We start from the raw sequence: 17,314 nt of genomic DNA, 5'->3' as shown, positions 1-17,314 counted from the left end.
TGCCCCGTCCCGGGTGTTCCCGTGACCTCGCTTCTCACACGGGCCCCGCGAGCTCGGCGATGTCCTCGCTCGCGAGTCCGTGCAGCCGGTCGGCGAGGTCCGCCAGCGCCCGGCTGACGGCCAGCTCGTCGCCGATCTCCGGGATCCGGCGGTCGGCCGGGTTGCGGCGGGCGTGCCCGTGGCCGGTGGTCTTCTGCTCGCGGCCGGTGAACAGCACCGCGCGCACGTCGGTGTCGGTGGCGTCCTCGCTGATGTAGAGCTCCACGCTCCACTCCTTGGTCTCCATGGTCAACCTCCTCACCTGGGTGGCCTGCCTCCACTTCCATGCTCGGCGGCGACCCGCCGGCCGGCCCAGGGGCGAACGTCCCTCCCCGGGACGACCAACGACCCGTCGCCCGTCAGGACCGCATGCTTCGGCCCTCGGCCCGCCCCGTGCCGGGCGAGGGGGCCAGGAGGCGGGTGCGTGCCGTCTGGAGCCGATCGGCCATGACCTCCGCGAAGCGGCGGGTCAGCTCGTAGCCGAGCGACGGATCGACGGCGCACAGGACCCGGACCAGCCGCCCGTCGAACTCGACGGCTTCGACGGGCGTGCTCGCCACCGCTCCGAACCGCCACCGGTACGGCGGGAACATCCATGACCATCCGACGACCGCGCCGGGACCCAGCGTGTCGACGGCGACCGAGCCGCCTCCGGGAAGCCGCGAGTCGAGGTCGATCGTCCCGTCGCGGATGATCCAGAACCGCTCCGCGGGTTCGGGCTCGGTGGCCAGGCGCCGGCCCGCCGGGAACCCGGTGAGCCGGGCGGCGGTCGCCAGCCTGCCGAGGTCGGCACCGCGCATGCCGCTCAGGAAGGGCTCCCGCGCCAGTTCCCCCGTCGCCAAGGCCATGATGCTCACCCCCAGCCGCCGCGATCCGCCTGCTCAGACCGCGGGAACGGCGCCGAGCACCTCCAGCTCGACCCGCGGCGGGTCGAGCATCGAGTTCTGCACGGTGCAGCTCGCCACGGCGGCCTCCAGGCCCCTCAGCGCCGCCGCCGGGAGGTCGACCGGGGGGCGCAGATGGAGGCGGACCCGCGCGACGCGCGCGGGGACGCCCGGGTTCATCGCGAAGTCGGCGGTGATCTCCAGTCCGGTGGCCGGTAGCGCGCGTCCCGCGAGGTAGCGGCGGGCGTAGTGCGCCGCGCACGCCGCCAGGGCCGCCACGAACAGTTCGACCGGCGTCGGGCCCTCGTCCATGCCGCCCGAGGTGTACGGCTGGTCCACGCCGATCACATGGTCCCGGATGAGCACGGTGAAGGCGTCGTTCTCACGGTGGACGACCTTGATCTCCTGCATCGGAGGGTCGCCTCCCTCATTCGTTTCGTCGTTTGCCCTTCACCTACAGCCTCACCTGCGGCGGCACCGCGCATGAGTGCCGAAGGTCCCGCCCGGCAGGGCTGGAGGACCCGTCTCGGCGGTCAGGCCGGGGCGACCACGGCGACGGGGCAGTGGGAGCGGTGCAGCATCGCGTGGCCGACGGATCCGAGCAGCAGCCCGACGAAGCCTCCGCGCCCTCTCGAACCCACGACGAGCAGGTCCGCCTGCTCGGAGGCGCGTACCAGCGCGGGCGCGGCGCGGCCGTGGACGACCTCGGGGACGATCTCGACGTCGGGGAACTTCGCGCGCCATCCGGACAGGCACTCGCTGAGGACCCGCTCCTCCCCCTCCGTGACCAGCTCCGGGTCATAGACCAGGGGCTGCATGTCTCCGCGGCCCGTGGAGATCGGATGAGGCCAGGCCAGCACCGCGTGCAACCGGGCCCTACGCACGGATGCCTCCGCGAAGGCTAATCCGACCGCTTCCGTGGAGGCCGGCGAACCGTCCACGCCGAGCGCGACCTCGCCGTGGTCGCCGGACGGCCCGTCACGGACGACGACCGCCGGGCAGCGCGCGTGGGAGGCGACCTGGACCGCCACCGAGCCCAGGATCGGCCCTCCGACACCGCCCCGGCCGCGGCACCCGACCACGAGCATGAGCGCGTTCTCGGCCCTGTCGACGAGCAGTTCGGCGGCCTGCCCGCCGACCTGCTCTCCCGTGACGTCCAAGCCGGGGGCCCGTTCGCCCGCCCGGTCGACCGCGTATCCGACGATGTCCTCACCGCCGTGCAGGAGCCATGCCCGCATCGCCCCCGCCCGGGGGTCGACGGGCACGTCGAACAGCCAGGGCGTGATGACGTACAGGATCCGCAGCGGGGCGTTCCGGCGGACCGCTTCGTCCGCCGCCCAGTCCACGGCGAGCAGGCTCTGCTTGGATCCGTCGACCCCGACGACGATCCCGTTCATGCGCTCACCCCCTCGGACCTCACTACCCCCGGCGGCGTTCGTCAGCCGTGCGACCCGCTCGGCGCGTGCCGTTCGATCACGGCGTCCGAGGCGGGGAAGTACGTGCTCTCGTGACCGTCGTCCCACTGGACGACGTAGGGCGGCTCGCCGTCGCGGCCGTGCACGTCGAGGATCAGCGCCCTGCGGGTCGGCTCCCCCGCCAGGTGGCCGTGAACGATCACCCAGTCGCCCTTGTTCGCCTTCATGTCGTCTCCTTCGTCCGACGGCCGGTCTCGCCGTCACCTCCAGCGTGGTCACGGGCGCTTCTCGCGTGCAGGGGCCGAAGGTCCCGGCTTCACCGGTGCCTACGTCCCCTGGGCTCCGCCCCTACCGGGTGAAGGAGGCCCTGCGACGCCCGACATCCCGGACTTCCACGGACACGCACGGGACTTTGGTCCCTGGAGCCCGCTCCGTCCCTCGCCGGAGGCTTGGAAAGCCGCGCGGCGAGGGGGACAGGAGACGATTCCGATGAACACGACGTCCGGACGGCCCACGCCGTCCGCGCAGCTGCGAACCACGGTCCGGCCCGGGGCGCCCCCGCGCGTCGTCGTGGCCGGAGAGCTCGACATCCTCACCGCCGCGCGCCTGGAGGAGCTGCTCACCGAGATCATCGAGAACGGCTCACCGCGGGTCGAGATCGACGTCCGCGACCTGGTGTTCTGCGACGCCAGCGGACTGGGGGCGCTGGTCGCCGTCGACGAGATCGCCGCGCGGCGGGGCGGCGGCCTGACGCTGACCAACGCCCGGCCGCTGCTGCGCAGGATCCTGCGGGCGACCGGCCTCGACCGGCGCTTTCCCGTGGGCGAGCGAGCCGAAGGCGGGCACCCGGCATGACGACCGTGATCGAGACCCGTGGCTCACCAAGCGCTACTGGCGGACGACGGCGCTCGACGAGCAGGGCGAGGTGCTCGAGGCAGCGCCCCACCGGCTCCCACGCGAACGGCGCGGCGCTCAGCCGGGCGCGGTGCGGCGGCGGTGCCAGCGGCGCAGTTCGTCGGTGCCCCAGACGATGAAGGGGAACGCGGCGATGATGCCGAGGACGTCCGGTGGCAGCCCGGCGGTACCGAAGACGTGCTGCACGGGCGGCACGTAGATCAGCACGGCGGCGAAGAGCAGTTCGAAGCCGATCCCGGCGAGCAGCAGCGGGTTCGAGGTGAGACCGACCTGGCGCAGCGAGGCGTGATCGGTGCGGACGGCCACCGCGGCGCCGACCTGGCAGGCGACCAGGCCGGTGAAGGTGGCGGTGGTCGCCGTCAGGTAGACGTGGTGGAGCGGCGCGCCCTTCCCGGTCGCGTCGCCCGGGTGCCAGCCGGCCTTCAGCAGGACGTAGAAGAAGATCCCCATGACCAGGGTCGCCGACACCAGCCCGAGGTAGCCCCAGGCGCGGACCAGCATGCCGCGCGAGATGACGCGCTCGGACGCCGCCCGGGGCGGACGGTTCATGATCCCGGGCTCGGCGGGTTCGCGGCCGAGGGCCTGCGCGGGGACGGTGTCGGTGCCGAGGTCGATCGCGAGGATCTGCAGGACGGTGAGCGGCAGCGGCACGAGACCGCCGCTGAGCGCGAAGACCAGGAACGGCACGACCTCGGGGACGGCGTGGGCGAAGATGTACTGGATGAACTTGCGGACGTTGTCGTAGACGCGGCGTCCGGACTCGATCGCCGTCACGATGGTGGCGAAGTTGTCGTCGGTCAGCACCATGGTCGACGCCTCGCGGGCGACGTCGGTGCCGGACCGTCCCATGGCGACGCCGATGTGGGCCTGGTGCAGGGCCGGGGCGTCGTTGGCGCCGTCCCCGGTCATCGCGACGATCTGCCCGTGGGCGCGCAGGGCGTCGGCGACCTTGAGCTTGGTCTCCGGCGAGGAGCGGGCGAAGACGATCTCGGCGGGGCCGGTGAGCAGCTCGTCCAGCTCGTGGTCGTGCACCTCCTCGGACTCGGCGACCACGCGCAGTTCGGGGACGCCGATGCCGACCTCGCGGGCGACGGCCGCCGCCGTGGTCCCGTTGTCGCCGGTGACGATGTGGACGCGCAGGCCCGCGTCGTGGCAGCGGCGGACCGCGGCGGCGACCTGGGGACGCGGCGGGTCGTACAGGCCCACCAGCCCGATCAGCCGCAGGTCCTTCTCGACGTCCTCCCGCTTTCCCGGCACCGGCCGCCCGGACGGCAGCTCGCGAGCAGCCACCGCGAGGACCCGCAGGCCCTTCTGCGCGAGCTCGTCGACGGCGGCGAGCACCCGGGCCCGCTGGTCCTCGGCGAGGTCGGCGTGGCGGAGCACCGACTCCGGGGCGCCCTTGACGGAGACGAGAAGCCGGCCGTCCCGCTGCGCGACCGTGGACATCAGCCGCAGCCGGGCGTCGAAGCGGAAGATCGCGCGGCGGTGGGAGTCCCGGTCGGCGAGCCGCCGCGGCGCGTCCGGGCCGGCGCCCTCGACGAGGGCGATCTCCGTCGGGTCCCCCTGCAGCGCGCCGTCCTCGGCGCAGGAGACCGCCGTGCAGTCGGTGATCGCCCGTGCCAGGTCCGGCGGCGGCGGGCGGTCCTCCGACGCCGTGACCGTTCCGGCGTCGGGGGTCCAGTAGGTGTGCAGCCGCATCCGGTTCTGGGTGAGCGTGCCGGTCTTGTCGGTGCAGATCACGTTCGTCGACCCGAGGGTCTCGACGGCGCTGAGGCGCTTGACCACCGCGCCCTGCCTGGCCAGGACCCGGACGCCGACCGCCAGGGCCAGCGTGATGGTGGGCAGCAGCCCCTCGGGGACGTTGGCGACCAGCAGCCCGATGGCGAACACCAGCGCGTCCCGCAGCGGCAGGCCGACCAGCGCCCCGATCAGCAGGAAGACGGCGCCCATCCCGACGGCGACGCCCGCGATCAGCCAGGCGACCTTCTTCACCTGGCTCTCCAGGGGGCTGTCCTGGCGCGGGGCGCGCTGGCTGAGCGCCGCGATGCGGCCGAGCTCGGTGTGCCCGCCGGTGGCGAACACGATCGCCCGCGCCTCTCCCCCGGTGCAGGTCGTCCCGCTGAAGACGAGGTTCGGCTCGCGCAGGAGCGCGATCCCCTCCCGTCCGGGGGCCGCGACGCGCTCCACGGGGGCCGACTCCCCGGTGAGCATGGACATGTCCAGTTCCAGGGCGCCGTCGGTGAGCCGGGCGTCGGCGGGGACCTTGTCGCCCTCTTCGAGCACCACGAGGTCGCCGGGGACGAGGTCGGCGACGTCGACGGCCTGCCGCCGCCCGTCCCGGACGGCGTGGGCCCGTTCGGGCAGGTAGGCGGCCAGCGCCTCGACGGCCCGTTCGGCCTGGTGCTCCTGCAGGAGCGCGAAGGCCGCGTTCACCAGGATCACCGCGAGGATCGCCCATCCCAGCACCTGCGTCCCGGCGATGAAGGCCAGCGCGCCGGCGCCCCACAGCAGCAGCGCCAGCGGATGCGCCAGCTGGCCCGCGAGCAGCCGGACGAACGAGGTCTTCTCGTGCCGGCGCACCTGGTTCGGCCCGTACACCGCGAGCCGCCGCGCAGCCTCCCGCGCCGACAGCCCGCGGTCCCCCGTCCCGAGCTCCTTGCGGAGCAGCGGCAGCGGCTCCTCCGGGTTCGCCGCGGCCGCCGCGTCCGGCTCCGGCTCGGGGCGCGCGACGGAATGATGTCCCATGGATCTCATGCTCGCCACCCTGTGATCAGCGGGGCAGGGCCGAACGCCGGGCGCGCGGCGGGCCGAAGGTCCTTCAGGCCGTACCCCCGCCGAAACCGGGGTAACTCCCGCGCGGACCGCCCCCGGCAGGGCGCCGGGATCAGCGGAGGCGGCGCAGATACGGATCCCAGACGCGGTTCGGGGCCAGGCGGATGCGCGCGTCGACGGCCACGACGCCGTCCGGTCGGACGATCGTCGGGTTGAGGTCCAGTTCGGCGATCTCCGGATGGTCGGCCACGAGCCGGGAGAGCCGGAGCAGCGCGTCCCGCAGCGCCGGGAGATCACCGGCGGGGCGGGCGGGATGACCGGCGAGGACCGCGGACACCCGCGGCTCGCGGGCCATTTCCCCGGCCTCCCGTTCGGTGAGGGGCGCGAGCCGCGCGGTGCGGTCGGCGAGGGCCTCGGTGTCGACGCCGCCGGCCCCGAAGATCACGACCGGGCCGAAGACGTCGTCCTGGACGGCGCCGCACAGGACCTCGACGCCCTCGGCGGCCATCCGCTGCACGATCACGCCCCGGAGCCGGTCCCCGAACCGGTCGGCCAGCCACCGGTACGCGTTGCGGACGTCCTTGGTCCCGCGCAGGTCGAGCTGCAGCGCCCCGGCCGCGGTCTTGTGCAGGACGCCCTCGGCATCGGCCTTCAGCACCACGGGACCACCGAGTTCGTCCGCCGCGGCGATCGCCTCCCGCTCGCCGCGCACCCAGCGCCATGGCGCGAGGGGCAGCCCGTAAAGCTCCAGCAGTTCGAACGCCTGGACGGGCGGCAGCCAGCCGCCCTCCGGCGCGTCCGCCAGGAAGCCGCCGATGAGCCTTGCGGCCTCGCCCGCATGCAGCCCCGGCAGCTCAGGCGGCAGGCCGGGGGCCTCGTCGCGCCGCCGCGCGTAGGACCAGCCGTGCGCCAGCGCGCGAGCGGCGCTCTCCGGGTAGGCGTAGCAGGGAACGCCCTGATCGGAGATCAGCACCGTCTCCGCCTGCCCCAGGACCACGGCGGCCACCGGCTTGGCGCAGCCGTCGAGCGCGCCCGTCAGGTCCGCCAGGGCGGTGGGCGCCACGACCGCGAGCACCGCGTCCACCGACGGGTCGTCCGCGACCAGCCGGATCGCGCGTTGGAAGGTCTCGGCGGAAACGGCCGCGGTCGTGTCGACGGGATCGGCGACCGAGGAGCACGCGGGCAGCGCCGCGCTGAGCCGGCTGCGCGTCGCCGCTCCCAGGGCCGGGATGGTGAGGCCGGCGTCGACGCAGGCGTCGGCGGCCAGGACGCCGGCGCCCCCGGCGTTGGACACCACCGCCACGCGCGGCCCGGCCGGCGGCGCCTGGCTCGCCAGCAGCGCGGCGGCGTCCACCAGCTCGCCGAGGTCGTCGGTGGCGACGATGCCCGCCTGCTCGAACAGGGCCCGGCGGGTGGCCTCCGGCGTGGCGGCGGCGGCCGTGTGCGACGCCGCCGCCTTCGTGCCCGGCCCGGAGCGCCCCGCGAGGACCGTGAGCAGCGGCATGCGGGCCGCCACCCGGCGCGCCGTGCGGGCGAACTTGCGCGGGCTTCCGAACGACTCGACGTGCAGCAGGCCCAGCCGCGTGGTCCGCTCCGACTCCCACCACATGAGCAGGTCGTTGGCGCTGACGTCGTACTTGTCGCCGAGGGAGGCGAACGACGACACGCCGATGCCGAGGCGGGAGAGGTGGTCGATCAGCGCGATGCCGACGCCGCCCGACTGCACCGCCACCCCGGCGACGCCGGCGGCGGGGCGGCGGGCCGCGAACGTCGCGTCCAGCCCGGTGCCGGTGTCGGCCACTCCGAGGCAGTTGGGGCCGACCAGCCGGATGCCGTGCTCCCGGCAGGCCGCCAGCAGCTCGGCGCCCTGGTCGGCGGTGAGCCCGGACGTGATCACGACGATGGCCGGGATGCCGAACGCGCCGCATTCGGCCGCCGCGCCGGTGACCGCGTCGGCCGGGACGGTGATGATCGCGAGATCGACGGGCTCGGGCAGGCCGGACACCGCGGCCGCGCACGGCGCTCCGTGCAGCTCGGTGCCGGCGGCGTGCGGATTGACCGCGTAGAGCCGTCCCGTGTAGCCGCCCGCCGCGATGTTGCGCAGGACGGACGCGCCCACCGTGCCCGCCTGCCGGCTCGCGCCGACGACCGCGACGGCGCGGGGCCTGAACAACGGCATCAGGCTGGCGACGTCGGCGCTCCGCTCGCGCTCGGCCACCACGTCCAGGTAGTGCTCATCGGACACCAGCGGCATCGTGACCTCGACGACGCCCGACGACGCGCGGCGCTTGGCGGGCATGCCGGCATCGGCGAAGACCCGCAGCATCGGGGCGTTCTCGGCCAGGGTGTCGGCCCGGAACGCCATGATCCCGTTCGCCCGGGCCAGCGATCCCAGGTGCTCCAGCAGCAGGGTGCCGACACCGCGGTGGTGCATCCTGTCGGCGACCGCCATCGCGACCTCGGCCTCGCCGGGCGCGTCGGATGGCTCGTACTCCGCGATGCCGATGAGCTCGCCGCGGAGCCAGGCGCCCAGCGCCCCGTGGCCCGGACCGTCCGGGCGGCAGACCTGGTCGGCGATCCGGTCGGCCATCGCCCTGTTCAGCCCGAAGAAGCGCAGGTAGAGGCTCTCGTCGCTGAGGTCGCGGTGCAGCGCGCACACCGCCTCGCGATCGGCTCCGGTGAGCGGTCTGATCTCGACCTGTGTGCCGTCGGTCAGCAGCGCGTAGAAGTGCCCGGTGGACGTTCGTGCCCTCATGGGCCCAGCCTCCGGCGGGCGGGTCCCCGGGTCAGCGCCCGAACGTCACCGCGCACCGGGACCTTCGGCCCTCGTGACGGCGGCCGGGACCTTGGTCCGGTGCGCCCGGGACCGAAGCCCGGCGACTCATCGGGGTCGCGGGTGATCGACTGATGACGCGGTACGGCGGGGGTACGCCCGTCCTGCCAGCACCATCACGCCGACGCGCCCGCCCTGCTCGCGGGCGGCGCGGGCACCAGAATCGAGGCGCCATGACCACCGGACTCCAGACTCTCGACACCGACGCCTGCCTGACGTTGCTGCGCGGCGCCGCGGTCGGCCGGATCGCGTGGGCCGGGGACGACGGCACCGCCTCCGTCCTGCCGGTGAACTTCGTCATGGACGGCACCGCGGTGGTGTTCGCCACGGCGCCCGGCGCCAAGATGGACGCGGTCCAGGCGGGACGCCCTCTGACCTTCGAGGCCGACGACCTCGAACCGGCACTGCGGACCGCGTGGAGCGTCATCGTCACCGGCCCCGCCGAGGTCGTCACCGACCCGGCCGAGACCGAACGGCTGACATCGCTGCCGCTCGCCCCCTGGGTGCCCTCCCCCAAGCCGTTCTTCGTCCGGCTCACCCCCGAGAAGATCACCGGACGCCGCATCCCCCTGCATCCCGGCGGCGTCACGACCGAGCACATCGACCCCGGCGACGAACCGGGCTGATCCCTAGTGCCGCCGGCCCGCGCGGCGCCGGTGCGGGCGCGCGCCGTCGTCCTCGTCGTAGTCGAGCGCGTTGATCACCCTGACGACGCCGTCGACGGAGGCCGTCAGGCGTTCGGCGATCGGGACGAGGCTCGCCACGGGCACCCGGCCTCGCAGGGCCACCACGCCGTCGCGCACGTCGACCTCCACCTCGGCGGGGTCGAGCCAGAGGCTCTGGATGACGATCTCGTGGATCACCTCGTCGCGGATCTCCGCGTCCGTCCTCAGGAAGACGCTCAGCAGGTCGGCACGGCTGACGATGCCGACCGGACGGCCGTCGGCGTCCACGACCGGGAGCCGCTTGAAGCCGTGGCGGCACATCGATCGCGCTGCTTCGGCGACCGGGGCGTCCGCGGTCGTGGTGACCGGCGGCGAGCTCATGGCCTCCCCGGCCGTGGTGGCGCCGGCCCCTTGCCGCTCAAGGCGTTGCTTCCGCCCCGGCCCCCCTCGGCCGGCCGCCGCCTTGCGGAGCAGGTCCGCCTCGGTGACCACGCCGACGAGGCGCCCCTCCCCGTCCACGACGGGCGCCCCGCTGATCTCGCGATCGGCGAGAGCGGCGATCACGTCCCTGAACGCATCGTCGGGCGACACCGTCACGACATCGGATGTCATGACCGTCCCCACTGTCGGTCGCTTCATCTGGCAGGGCTCCCTTCCAAGGTGTCGGCCGCGCACGAGGCCGTGAGCATGCGGTCGGGCAGAACGCGGACCCGTGATCAGCGGGAGGGGACGACCGCCACCGGGCACTGCGCGTGGTGCGAGACCCCGTGGCTGACGGAACCGAGCCGGGGCGAGGTCCAGTGCCAGTCGCGGGCGCCGACCACCAGAAGGCGGGCCTCGCGCGAGGCCCTGGACAATGCGGTCACCGGATGCTCCAGAACGATCTCGTCGACGACGTCGACTGCCGGGTATCCGCCTCGCAGTGGCCGGCAAGCGGCGATGACCGCTCTCCTCAGGTCCGCCTCGATCTGCTCGACGTCGGCGTAACCGGCGTCGAGGAAGGTCGCGAGGCTCTGCCACGCGTGGACGACGCGGAGCCGGGCACCGTGGAGCGCGGCGGCGTCGAAGGCGTAGTCGAGGATCGCGCCGGCTTCCCGTACCGGGTCGATGCCCACGAGGACCTCGCCGCCCTCGGCGGCGTCCCCGCGCACGATCACCACCGGGACGGTGGAGCGCTCGGCCATGCGCAGGCTTGTACTACCCAGTCGCAGGGCGGCGAAATCGCCCAGGCCACGACTTCCCAGGACCAGCTCGAACGCGTTCTCCGACTCCGCTCCCAGCGCCTGCCAGGTCTCCCCGGTCACCAGAACGGTCGTCGTCTCCAGGTCCGGCCATCGCTCCCGGACGCGTTCACCAGCGGCCGCCAGCACCCTTCGGCCCACGCAGGTGGTGGGCTCGGCGGTGCCGGACCGCGCGATAAGAGGCGCCGTGTTCGGCCGGCTCTCGATGGCGTGGACGATGTGCAGGGGACGTTCACGCAAGACGGCTTCAGCGGCGGCCCAGTCGAGGGCACGCGCCGCCTCATCGGAACCATCGGTGCCGATCACGATCGGTACGCCCATCGCGTTCACCCCCCATCAACAACCTCACCACCTGCGCAGGCACGACGCACAGGGCCGAAGGACCCGCCCGTACCTCGGCCTGGAAAACCCCGCCGTGCCCTGGGAGCCGGGGCCTTCGACCGGCACGTTTTCGGCGCCCGTTTCAGCGGGGAGGTCTCTTACGCGGCTACACCGTCCCGGCCGTCGTGCGGACCGGTAGGCGGTACGGAAGCGAGCACTGGGACCGCCTCATGCGCCGCCAGGAGCGGGCCGAAGGTCCCGGCCGCGGGGGACGCTCGGCACTGATCTCCCGGCCGGCCGGTTGCGACGCTGGAAACGACCAAGGGAGGTCGTCAATGCAGATCATGCCCCAACACCGCTCCGTCGTCGTCGGCGTGGACGGATCCCCCAACTCCCTGGCCGCGCTCCACCGCGCCGCCCGGGAAGCCCTGGAGCGGCACGCCCGCCTAGACGTCGTCCGCGTGGTGAACAACGACACCACCCCCACGCCCCGCCCCCTGCGCGCCGCCAAGGAATGGCTGCGCCTGCGCGACCTGGTCGCCCGCACCATCCCCCACACCCAGCACCTCACCACCCGCCTCAAGATCACCCACGGCAGGCCCGGCGAGGCACTGGCGAAAGCCGCCGAAAACGCCGAACTCCTGGTCATCGGCGCGCGCGTCAACTCCGAACACGGCAACCCCTTCGGCGGCGACACCGTCCCCGTCGCCCGCGAACTGGCACGCTGCCCCGTCGTGATCTGCGCCGACCAGACCCCCGCCTCCCACGAAGTCCCGTGAGTCCCCGGCACCCCATCTGGAGGCGGCCATGAAACGCCGGACGGTCAAGGACGTCATGACCGCCGAGGTGGTGACGGCGGTCGAGGACACCACGTTCGCCGAGATCGCCGACGCGCTGGCCGAGCACCGCATCAGCGGCGTTCCCATCGTCGATGACGACCGACGCGTCGTCGGCATCGTCACCGAAGCCGACCTGCTCCACAAGGAGGAGTTCAAGCCCGACGACGCCGGCGAGCGCCCGCTGCGGGGCCGCCACCGGCACCACGCCCTCGCCAAGGCCCGCGCCGTCGACGCCCGCGGCCTGATGAGCGCGCCCGCCGTCACGGTGAGGCCGGACGCCACCGTCGCTCAAGCCGCGCGGCTGCTGGCCTCCCACGGCTTCAGGGCCGCGCCCGTCGTCGACGAGAGCGGAACCCTGTGCGGCATCGTCTCCCGGCGCGACCTGCTGACCGTGTTCCACCGCAGCGACGACGACATCCGCGACGAGATCGTCTACGACGTGCTGGTGTCCCGGCTCTGGCAGGACCCGTCCGAGGTCCACGTCGAGGTCCGCGAAGGCGTCGTCCGGCTCTCCGGGCGCATGGAGCTGAAGAGCCTCATCCCCATCGTGGTGCGGATGACCGCCGCGACCGAAGGCGTCGTGGACGTCGTCGGCGACCTCGCCTACGAGCGCGACGACACCCGCCCGACCGCCTACCCGAGAGCGTGAGACGCGATGCCCGACCAGGTGAGCGCGGCCGTGAGCGAGACCCACAGCGGCGTCGTCTTCTTCGTCGGAGACCGGGCCTACAAGCTGAAGAAGCCGCTCGACCTCGGCTTCCTCGACTTCAGCACCCGGGAGCGGCGCGAGCGCGCCTGCCACGAGGAGATCCGGCTCAACCGGCGGTTCGCGCCCGACGTCTACCTCGGCGTCTGCGACGTCCACGGCCCCGACGGCGACGTCCGCGATCACCTGGTCGCCATGCGGCGGATGCCCGCCGACCGGCGCCTGTCCACCCTCGTCAAGGCGCATGAGCCCGTCGAGGACGCGCTGCGCGACACCGCCCGCATCCTGGCCGCGTGGCACGCCGAGGCGCCGCGCGGCCCGCAGATCTCCGCGCAGGAGACCCGCGACGCCGTGAGGTCCCGCTGGAACGACAGCTTCCAGCAGGTCCGAGCCCTGCCGGGCCGCGCCGTCGCCGACCCGGCCGCGACCGAGATCGAGCGGCTCGCCACCGCGTTCCTCGCCGGCCGCGAGCCGCTCTTCAACGCCCGCATCGCCGAGGGGCGCGTCGTGGACGGCCACGGCGACCTGCTGGCCACCGACGTCTTCTGCCTCGACGACGGCCCGCGCATCCTGGACTGCCTGGAGTTCGACGAGCGCCTGCGCTGGCTGGACGGCCTCGACGACGCGTCCTTCCTCGCGATGGACCTCGAACGTCTCGGTGCGCCGGACCTCGCCGAGCGGTTCATCGGCTGGTACACCGAGTTCGCCGCCGATCCCGCTCCGCCCTCGCTGCGCCACCACTACGTGGCCTACCGGGCCTTCGTCCGCGCCAAGGTCGCCTGCCTGCGCCACGCCCAGGGCGACGACCGCGCGGCCGCCGAGGCCCGCGGATACGCCGATCTCGCCCTCCGCCACCTGCGCGCCGGAAAGGTCGACCTGGTCCTCGTCGGCGGGCTGCCCGGAACCGGGAAGACCTCCCTGGCCGGTGCCCTCGCCGACCGGCTCGGCTGCACCCTCCTCAGCAGCGACCGCGTCCGCAAGGAGCTGGCCGGGATCTCTCCCGAGACGCCGGCCGCCACCCCCTACGGCACCGGCATCTACACGCCCGATTGGAGCCGGCGCACCTACCGCGAACTCGCCGAACGCGCCGCACGGCTGCTCCGCCTGGGCGAAACGGTCATCCTCGACGCCTCCTGGACCGACAAGGCCGAACGGGACCTCATCGCCGCCGTCGCGCACCGCGAGCACGCCGACCTCGTCGCCCTCCGCTGCGACGCGCCCGAGGCCCTGGCCGTCGAACGCATCCGGCAGCGCACGCACGGCATCTCCGACGCGGACGGCGACATCGCGCTCGCCATGACCGCCCATGCCTCGCCCTGGCCCGAGGCCACCACGATCGACACGAGCGGCACCGTGCCCGCGGCCCTCGAACAGGCACTCCCGATCGTCCGTCCCCACGGCGCCGAGCTCGTGTGGCCCCGCCGCCCGTTCCTCTCCCCCGGCTGAGCCGCCGGCCGGAGCCCGGATCGAGCCGCTACAACGAGCGCTTACCCGTGGTGGATCCACACCGCATCGGGCCGGTGAGCGGTCAGCCGTCCTTGAGCGGGACGCGCCAGGCCAGGATCGTGCCGCCGCCGGGCCGCGGCCGGGTGGTGCAGGAACCCCCGCACGCCTCGGCGCGGTCGGTCATGTTGCGCAGACCGCTGCGGCGGCCGCCCTCGCCGATGCCGACCCCGTCGTCCTCCACGCGCAGCGTCAGGTCGTCGCCGACATCGATGGCGACGACGGCCTCCCCGGCGTGTGCGTGCCGCGCCACGTTCGACAGAGCCTCGCGCACGACCGCGAGCAGCTGCTCGCCGGTCTCCTCATCGACGGCGGTGTCGAGCAGGCCGTCGAGCCGGACGGACGGAGAGAACCCCAACTGCTCGGCGGCACTGTCGACCAAGGCGTGCACGCGGCTGCGCAACGACTCCTCGTCCCCGGTCGCCTGCAGCGCGAAGATCGACGAGCGGATCTGCCGGATGGTGTCGTCGAGATCGTCCACGGCCCGCTGGACCCGGACCGCGACCTCCCGCTTCTGGGTGATCTTGATCGCGGCCATCAGCGTCATCGCGGTGGCGAACAGCCGCTGGATGACGGTGTCGTGCAGATCCTTGGCGATCCGGTCCCGGTCCTCCAGCAGCGTCAGACGCTCGGCGTCGCGGCGCCGCTCGGCCAACTCCAACGCCACCGCCGCCTGCCCGGCGAACGCCTCCAGCAACCGCTGCGTCCCCTCGGAGAAAGGCGGCTCGCCGGGCGCGTTGATGACCGTCAGGACACCGCGGGCGGACGACCCGACGCCCAGCGGCACCGCCAGCAGCGGGCCGATCTCCACCTCGACCGGGGTGCCGGCCTCCCGGACCGCCCCCGCCCCGTCGGCCAGGCGCAGCGACGCCCCCTCCTGGAACACCCTCCCGGCGATCGAGTGCCCCTTGGGCAGCCGGACCCCGCGGACCCGGCCCGCGTCGGCGCCGTCGGCGGCCTCCACCGTGAACTCCCCGCTCGCCTCGTCGATCAGCGACACGGTGGCCAGCCCCGCATCGGAGACCTGCCGGGCCCGCGCCGCGACCAGCGAGGTGACCTGGTGGGTGTCGGTACCCGACAGCAGTGTCGTGGAGACCTCCGCGGAGGCCTCCAGCCAGCGCTCGCGCCGCCGCGTCTCCTGGTAGAGGCGGGCGTTCTCGATCGCGACGCCGGCCGCCGTCGCCAAGGCCGTGACGACGACCTCGTCCTCCTCCTCGAAGACGCCGCCGCCGGCCTTCTCCGTCAGGTAGAGGTTGCCGAACACCTCGTCGCGGACCCGGATCGGGACGCCCAGGAACGTGCGCATCGGCGGATGGTCGGCCGGGAAACCGTAGGACTCGGCATGCTCGGACAGGTCCGCCAGCCGCAGCGGCCGCGGGTCCTTGATCAGCAGGCCCAGGATGCCGTGGCCGTGCGGCCAGTGGCCGATCGCCGCGATCTCGTCCTCGGTGACCCCGACGGTGATGAACTGGACGAGCCGCTCCCCCTCCTCGTCGATCACCCCCAGCGCGCCGTAGCGCGCGTCGACCAGCGTCGTCGCGGCCTCGATGATCCGCCGCAGCACCGTCTCCAGGTCCAGCTCGCCGCCGATCGAGACCACGGCCTCCAGCAGCGCGTGCACCCGGTCACGGGTCGACCGCGCGGCTTCCAGCCGCGTCTGGAGTTCGGCCAGCAGGTCGTCCAGCTGCAACTGGGGGAGGATCAGCCGTGCCTTGTCCCCGCCCGGCCCCGGCTCTGCGGTCACGTCTTCCAGTATCACCGATCGGCGACCGCGAACCCAGGCCGGGGGACGGTCGGCCGTGACGCGACAGCAGCGCGTAGACGCAGGGTCATCCACCTGTGACCGGCCGTTCACTTCATGCGCGGGCGGCGAGCGGGATCACGGCTCCTCGACCAGCACGTCCTCGACCGGGCGCCGCACGGTCGCCAGCTCCTCCCCAACGGGCACGCCCAGACGCAGGAGCATCTGCGGATGGGCGTCGCCGCAGAAGTGCGTGCAGATGAAAGCGCGCAGCTCGGGAACCTGCAATGCCTGCGTGTGATAGGCGGCCGACAGATCGTGCTCGGCCGCGCACAGCAGCAGCCGCTCCAGCGCCTGACCGGCCCGCAGCCACGCCGCCGGGGTGTCCTCGGCCGTCACCAGCAGCAGGACGATCCCCGCGAGCGCGGTGCCGTCGTCATCGGCGGGCTCGACGCCCCACCCCTGACCGCGGGCGAAGTCCCGCGGCGCGAAGTGCGGTTCCGTCCGAGGCGTCCGCACGGGGTAGGAGATCTCCTGGACACCGTCCTTGCGCGCCGTGGCGGGCGACGGCGCCCAGCGGGCCATCTCGGTCGAGTAGGCGGGCGTGCGGCGCTGGACGTGCTCGGCCGCGTCGGTCAGCGCGGCCAGGGCCCCCAGCACGTGGGCGTCGACGGCCTGGATCACCCGCGCCCCCTCCTGCTCGGCCGCGCGCAGCAGGGCCGTGACCACACCGGACGGCACCGGTTCCGGCCGGAACCCGCCGCGGTGGCTGTGCCGCCGCTCGATCTGCGCGTACTCGCCCTCGACCTCCCTGGAGACCGCCGCGTAACCGCGTTCCACCTCGACGTCGGCCAGCAGATTCGGGCGGTCGGCGTCCGGCTGCGGTCGCACGACCGGCTCGAACCCGCGCTTGCGCAGTGACAGCCGCAGGTTGTACAGGGCCGCGCCGCAGCTGATCAGCATCTCCCGGCCCTGCGGGTCGGCGACGTCCAGGCGGCGGTCCGGGTCGGCGCGCAGGCTGATCCGGGATCCGCGCACGCCGAACAGCCACGGCTGGGTGTTGTGCACCGACGGTGCTCGGATCGCGTCCTCGACCGCACCGCGGATGACGTCGTCGACGCCCGCGGGCACTTCGCTCCTGGTCCGCATCTGTCGCTCCTTCTCTCCTCCCTTCCAGCGCATCATCCGGGCCCTTACCTGTGACAGGGCCGAAAGTCCATCGCGGCCGACACCGTGCCGACCGGGGAGCCATCGACGCGCCGTGAGGCCGGACGCATGGGGGGTACGTCCGTGACACCACCAGCCGTCCAGGGGGAACGATCACCATGACGGGGTCGGACGCAAGTGAACGCCCGCACCAGAGGCCGAGGGGCGCTCATCCCTGGGACCTTCGCCCCTGCCGGGCGGCATGCCCGGCAGGGGACGGTGGAGCCGTCAGGA

16 protein-coding genes are annotated in these 17,314 nt (G+C 73.6%); 5 read left to right on the top strand and 11 right to left on the bottom strand.

What is annotated here, in order from left to right:
* Positions 1 to 34: 34 nt before the first annotated feature.
* The 5 genes from ABT299_RS25770 to ABT299_RS25750 form a co-directional block, all read right to left on the bottom strand.
* A complete protein-coding gene (locus ABT299_RS25770; protein WP_190855486.1) occupies positions 35 to 286 on the bottom strand; it encodes a DUF1876 domain-containing protein in 252 nt (83 codons plus the stop codon).
* A 112-nt stretch (positions 287 to 398) separates the two neighbouring features.
* Entirely contained in the window at positions 399 to 887 is a 489-nt protein-coding gene (locus ABT299_RS25765) for a cyclic nucleotide-binding domain-containing protein (RefSeq protein WP_387026411.1), read from the bottom strand.
* Between the two features lie 33 nt (positions 888 to 920).
* On the bottom strand, positions 921 to 1,334 hold the full coding sequence (locus ABT299_RS25760; RefSeq protein ID WP_190855485.1) for an OsmC family protein: 414 nt from the start codon (positions 1,332 to 1,334) through the stop codon (positions 921 to 923).
* A gap of 122 nt (positions 1,335 to 1,456) precedes the next feature.
* Positions 1,457 to 2,320, bottom strand: coding sequence for a universal stress protein (locus ABT299_RS25755; RefSeq protein WP_500252268.1), 864 nt, complete (start codon positions 2,318 to 2,320; stop codon positions 1,457 to 1,459).
* Between the two features lie 41 nt (positions 2,321 to 2,361).
* Entirely contained in the window at positions 2,362 to 2,565 is a 204-nt protein-coding gene (locus ABT299_RS25750) for a DUF1918 domain-containing protein (RefSeq protein ID WP_387026415.1), read from the bottom strand.
* Between the two features lie 262 nt (positions 2,566 to 2,827).
* On the opposite strand from ABT299_RS25750, the gene ABT299_RS25745 reads away from it, so the two are divergent.
* Entirely contained in the window at positions 2,828 to 3,193 is a 366-nt protein-coding gene (locus tag ABT299_RS25745) for an STAS domain-containing protein (protein WP_500252267.1), read from the top strand.
* 117 nt (positions 3,194 to 3,310) lie between these two features.
* On the opposite strand, the gene ABT299_RS25740 is transcribed toward ABT299_RS25745, so the two are convergent.
* Together ABT299_RS25740 and ABT299_RS25735 are read right to left on the bottom strand one after the other, a co-directional pair.
* Positions 3,311 to 5,998 carry a cation-translocating P-type ATPase gene (locus tag ABT299_RS25740; protein ID WP_500252266.1) on the bottom strand — a complete coding sequence of 896 codons (2,688 nt, stop codon included), beginning with the start codon at positions 5,996 to 5,998 and terminating at the stop codon, positions 3,311 to 3,313.
* 139 nt (positions 5,999 to 6,137) lie between these two features.
* Positions 6,138 to 8,780: a bifunctional acetate--CoA ligase family protein/GNAT family N-acetyltransferase gene (locus ABT299_RS25735; RefSeq protein WP_500252265.1), complete on the bottom strand. Its 2,643-nt coding sequence runs from the start codon at positions 8,778 to 8,780 to the stop codon at positions 6,138 to 6,140.
* A 251-nt stretch (positions 8,781 to 9,031) separates the two neighbouring features.
* Between ABT299_RS25735 and ABT299_RS25730 the strand changes: the two genes are divergently transcribed.
* A complete protein-coding gene (locus ABT299_RS25730) occupies positions 9,032 to 9,484 on the top strand; it encodes a pyridoxamine 5'-phosphate oxidase family protein (RefSeq protein ID WP_190855479.1) in 453 nt (150 codons plus the stop codon).
* Positions 9,485 to 9,487: 3 nt separating this feature from the next.
* Here the strand turns inward: ABT299_RS25730 and ABT299_RS25725 are convergent, their stop codons facing one another.
* Positions 9,488 to 10,135 carry a CBS domain-containing protein gene (locus tag ABT299_RS25725; protein ID WP_500252264.1) on the bottom strand — a complete coding sequence of 216 codons (648 nt, stop codon included), beginning with the start codon at positions 10,133 to 10,135 and terminating at the stop codon, positions 9,488 to 9,490.
* Positions 10,136 to 10,239: 104 nt separating this feature from the next.
* Positions 10,240 to 11,085, bottom strand: a complete 846-nt coding sequence (locus ABT299_RS25720) for a universal stress protein (RefSeq protein WP_387026720.1) — start codon at positions 11,083 to 11,085, stop codon at positions 10,240 to 10,242.
* Positions 11,086 to 11,420: 335 nt separating this feature from the next.
* On the opposite strand from ABT299_RS25720, the gene ABT299_RS25715 reads away from it, so the two are divergent.
* From ABT299_RS25715 to ABT299_RS25705, 3 genes are read left to right on the top strand one after another with little or no spacing between them, the layout of a single operon-like run.
* The gene (locus ABT299_RS25715) at positions 11,421 to 11,864 is read left to right on the top strand and encodes a universal stress protein (RefSeq protein ID WP_190855470.1); all 444 of its coding nucleotides are present in this window, start codon (positions 11,421 to 11,423) and stop codon (positions 11,862 to 11,864) included.
* Positions 11,865 to 11,892: 28 nt separating this feature from the next.
* Positions 11,893 to 12,573, top strand: coding sequence for a CBS domain-containing protein (locus ABT299_RS25710; RefSeq protein WP_387026423.1), 681 nt, complete (start codon positions 11,893 to 11,895; stop codon positions 12,571 to 12,573).
* A 6-nt stretch (positions 12,574 to 12,579) separates the two neighbouring features.
* Entirely contained in the window at positions 12,580 to 14,076 is a 1,497-nt protein-coding gene (locus tag ABT299_RS25705; RefSeq protein WP_500252263.1) for a bifunctional aminoglycoside phosphotransferase/ATP-binding protein, read from the top strand.
* Between the two features lie 82 nt (positions 14,077 to 14,158).
* On the opposite strand, the gene ABT299_RS25700 is transcribed toward ABT299_RS25705, so the two are convergent.
* Both ABT299_RS25700 and ABT299_RS25695 read right to left on the bottom strand, forming a co-directional pair.
* On the bottom strand, positions 14,159 to 15,877 hold the full coding sequence (locus ABT299_RS25700; protein ID WP_500252262.1) for a sensor histidine kinase: 1,719 nt from the start codon (positions 15,875 to 15,877) through the stop codon (positions 14,159 to 14,161).
* 135 nt (positions 15,878 to 16,012) lie between these two features.
* Positions 16,013 to 17,023, bottom strand: a complete 1,011-nt coding sequence (locus ABT299_RS25695; protein ID WP_500252261.1) for an Acg family FMN-binding oxidoreductase — start codon at positions 17,021 to 17,023, stop codon at positions 16,013 to 16,015.
* Between the last annotated feature and the right edge of the window lie 291 nt (positions 17,024 to 17,314).

Source organism: Spirillospora sp. NPDC000708 (assembly GCF_040299565.1).
In the GTDB taxonomy this organism is placed as follows: domain Bacteria; phylum Actinomycetota; class Actinomycetes; order Streptosporangiales; family Streptosporangiaceae; genus Spirillospora.
Note: the sequence above shows the minus strand (reverse complement) of the source record. Positions and strands in the feature narration are given on the sequence as shown.

Coding starts and splice junctions, on each gene's coding strand:
- ABT299_RS25760 (WP_190855485.1), bottom strand. CDS start 1,334: ATGCAGGAGATCAAGGTCGTCCACCGTGAGAACGACGCCTTCACCGTG.
- ABT299_RS25745 (WP_500252267.1), top strand. CDS start 2,828: ATGAACACGACGTCCGGACGGCCCACGCCGTCCGCGCAGCTGCGAACC.
- ABT299_RS25710 (WP_387026423.1), top strand. CDS start 11,893: ATGAAACGCCGGACGGTCAAGGACGTCATGACCGCCGAGGTGGTGACG.
- ABT299_RS25705 (WP_500252263.1), top strand. CDS start 12,580: ATGCCCGACCAGGTGAGCGCGGCCGTGAGCGAGACCCACAGCGGCGTC.
- ABT299_RS25770 (WP_190855486.1), bottom strand. CDS start 286: ATGGAGACCAAGGAGTGGAGCGTGGAGCTCTACATCAGCGAGGACGCC.
- ABT299_RS25695 (WP_500252261.1), bottom strand. CDS start 17,023: ATGCGGACCAGGAGCGAAGTGCCCGCGGGCGTCGACGACGTCATCCGC.
- ABT299_RS25725 (WP_500252264.1), bottom strand. CDS start 10,135: ATGACATCCGATGTCGTGACGGTGTCGCCCGACGATGCGTTCAGGGAC.
- ABT299_RS25720 (WP_387026720.1), bottom strand. CDS start 11,085: ATGGGCGTACCGATCGTGATCGGCACCGATGGTTCCGATGAGGCGGCG.
- ABT299_RS25730 (WP_190855479.1), top strand. CDS start 9,032: ATGACCACCGGACTCCAGACTCTCGACACCGACGCCTGCCTGACGTTG.
- ABT299_RS25740 (WP_500252266.1), bottom strand. CDS start 5,998: ATGGGACATCATTCCGTCGCGCGCCCCGAGCCGGAGCCGGACGCGGCG.
- ABT299_RS25765 (WP_387026411.1), bottom strand. CDS start 887: ATGGCCTTGGCGACGGGGGAACTGGCGCGGGAGCCCTTCCTGAGCGGC.
- ABT299_RS25735 (WP_500252265.1), bottom strand. CDS start 8,780: ATGAGGGCACGAACGTCCACCGGGCACTTCTACGCGCTGCTGACCGAC.
- ABT299_RS25750 (WP_387026415.1), bottom strand. CDS start 2,565: ATGAAGGCGAACAAGGGCGACTGGGTGATCGTTCACGGCCACCTGGCG.
- ABT299_RS25715 (WP_190855470.1), top strand. CDS start 11,421: ATGCAGATCATGCCCCAACACCGCTCCGTCGTCGTCGGCGTGGACGGA.
- ABT299_RS25755 (WP_500252268.1), bottom strand. CDS start 2,320: ATGAACGGGATCGTCGTCGGGGTCGACGGATCCAAGCAGAGCCTGCTC.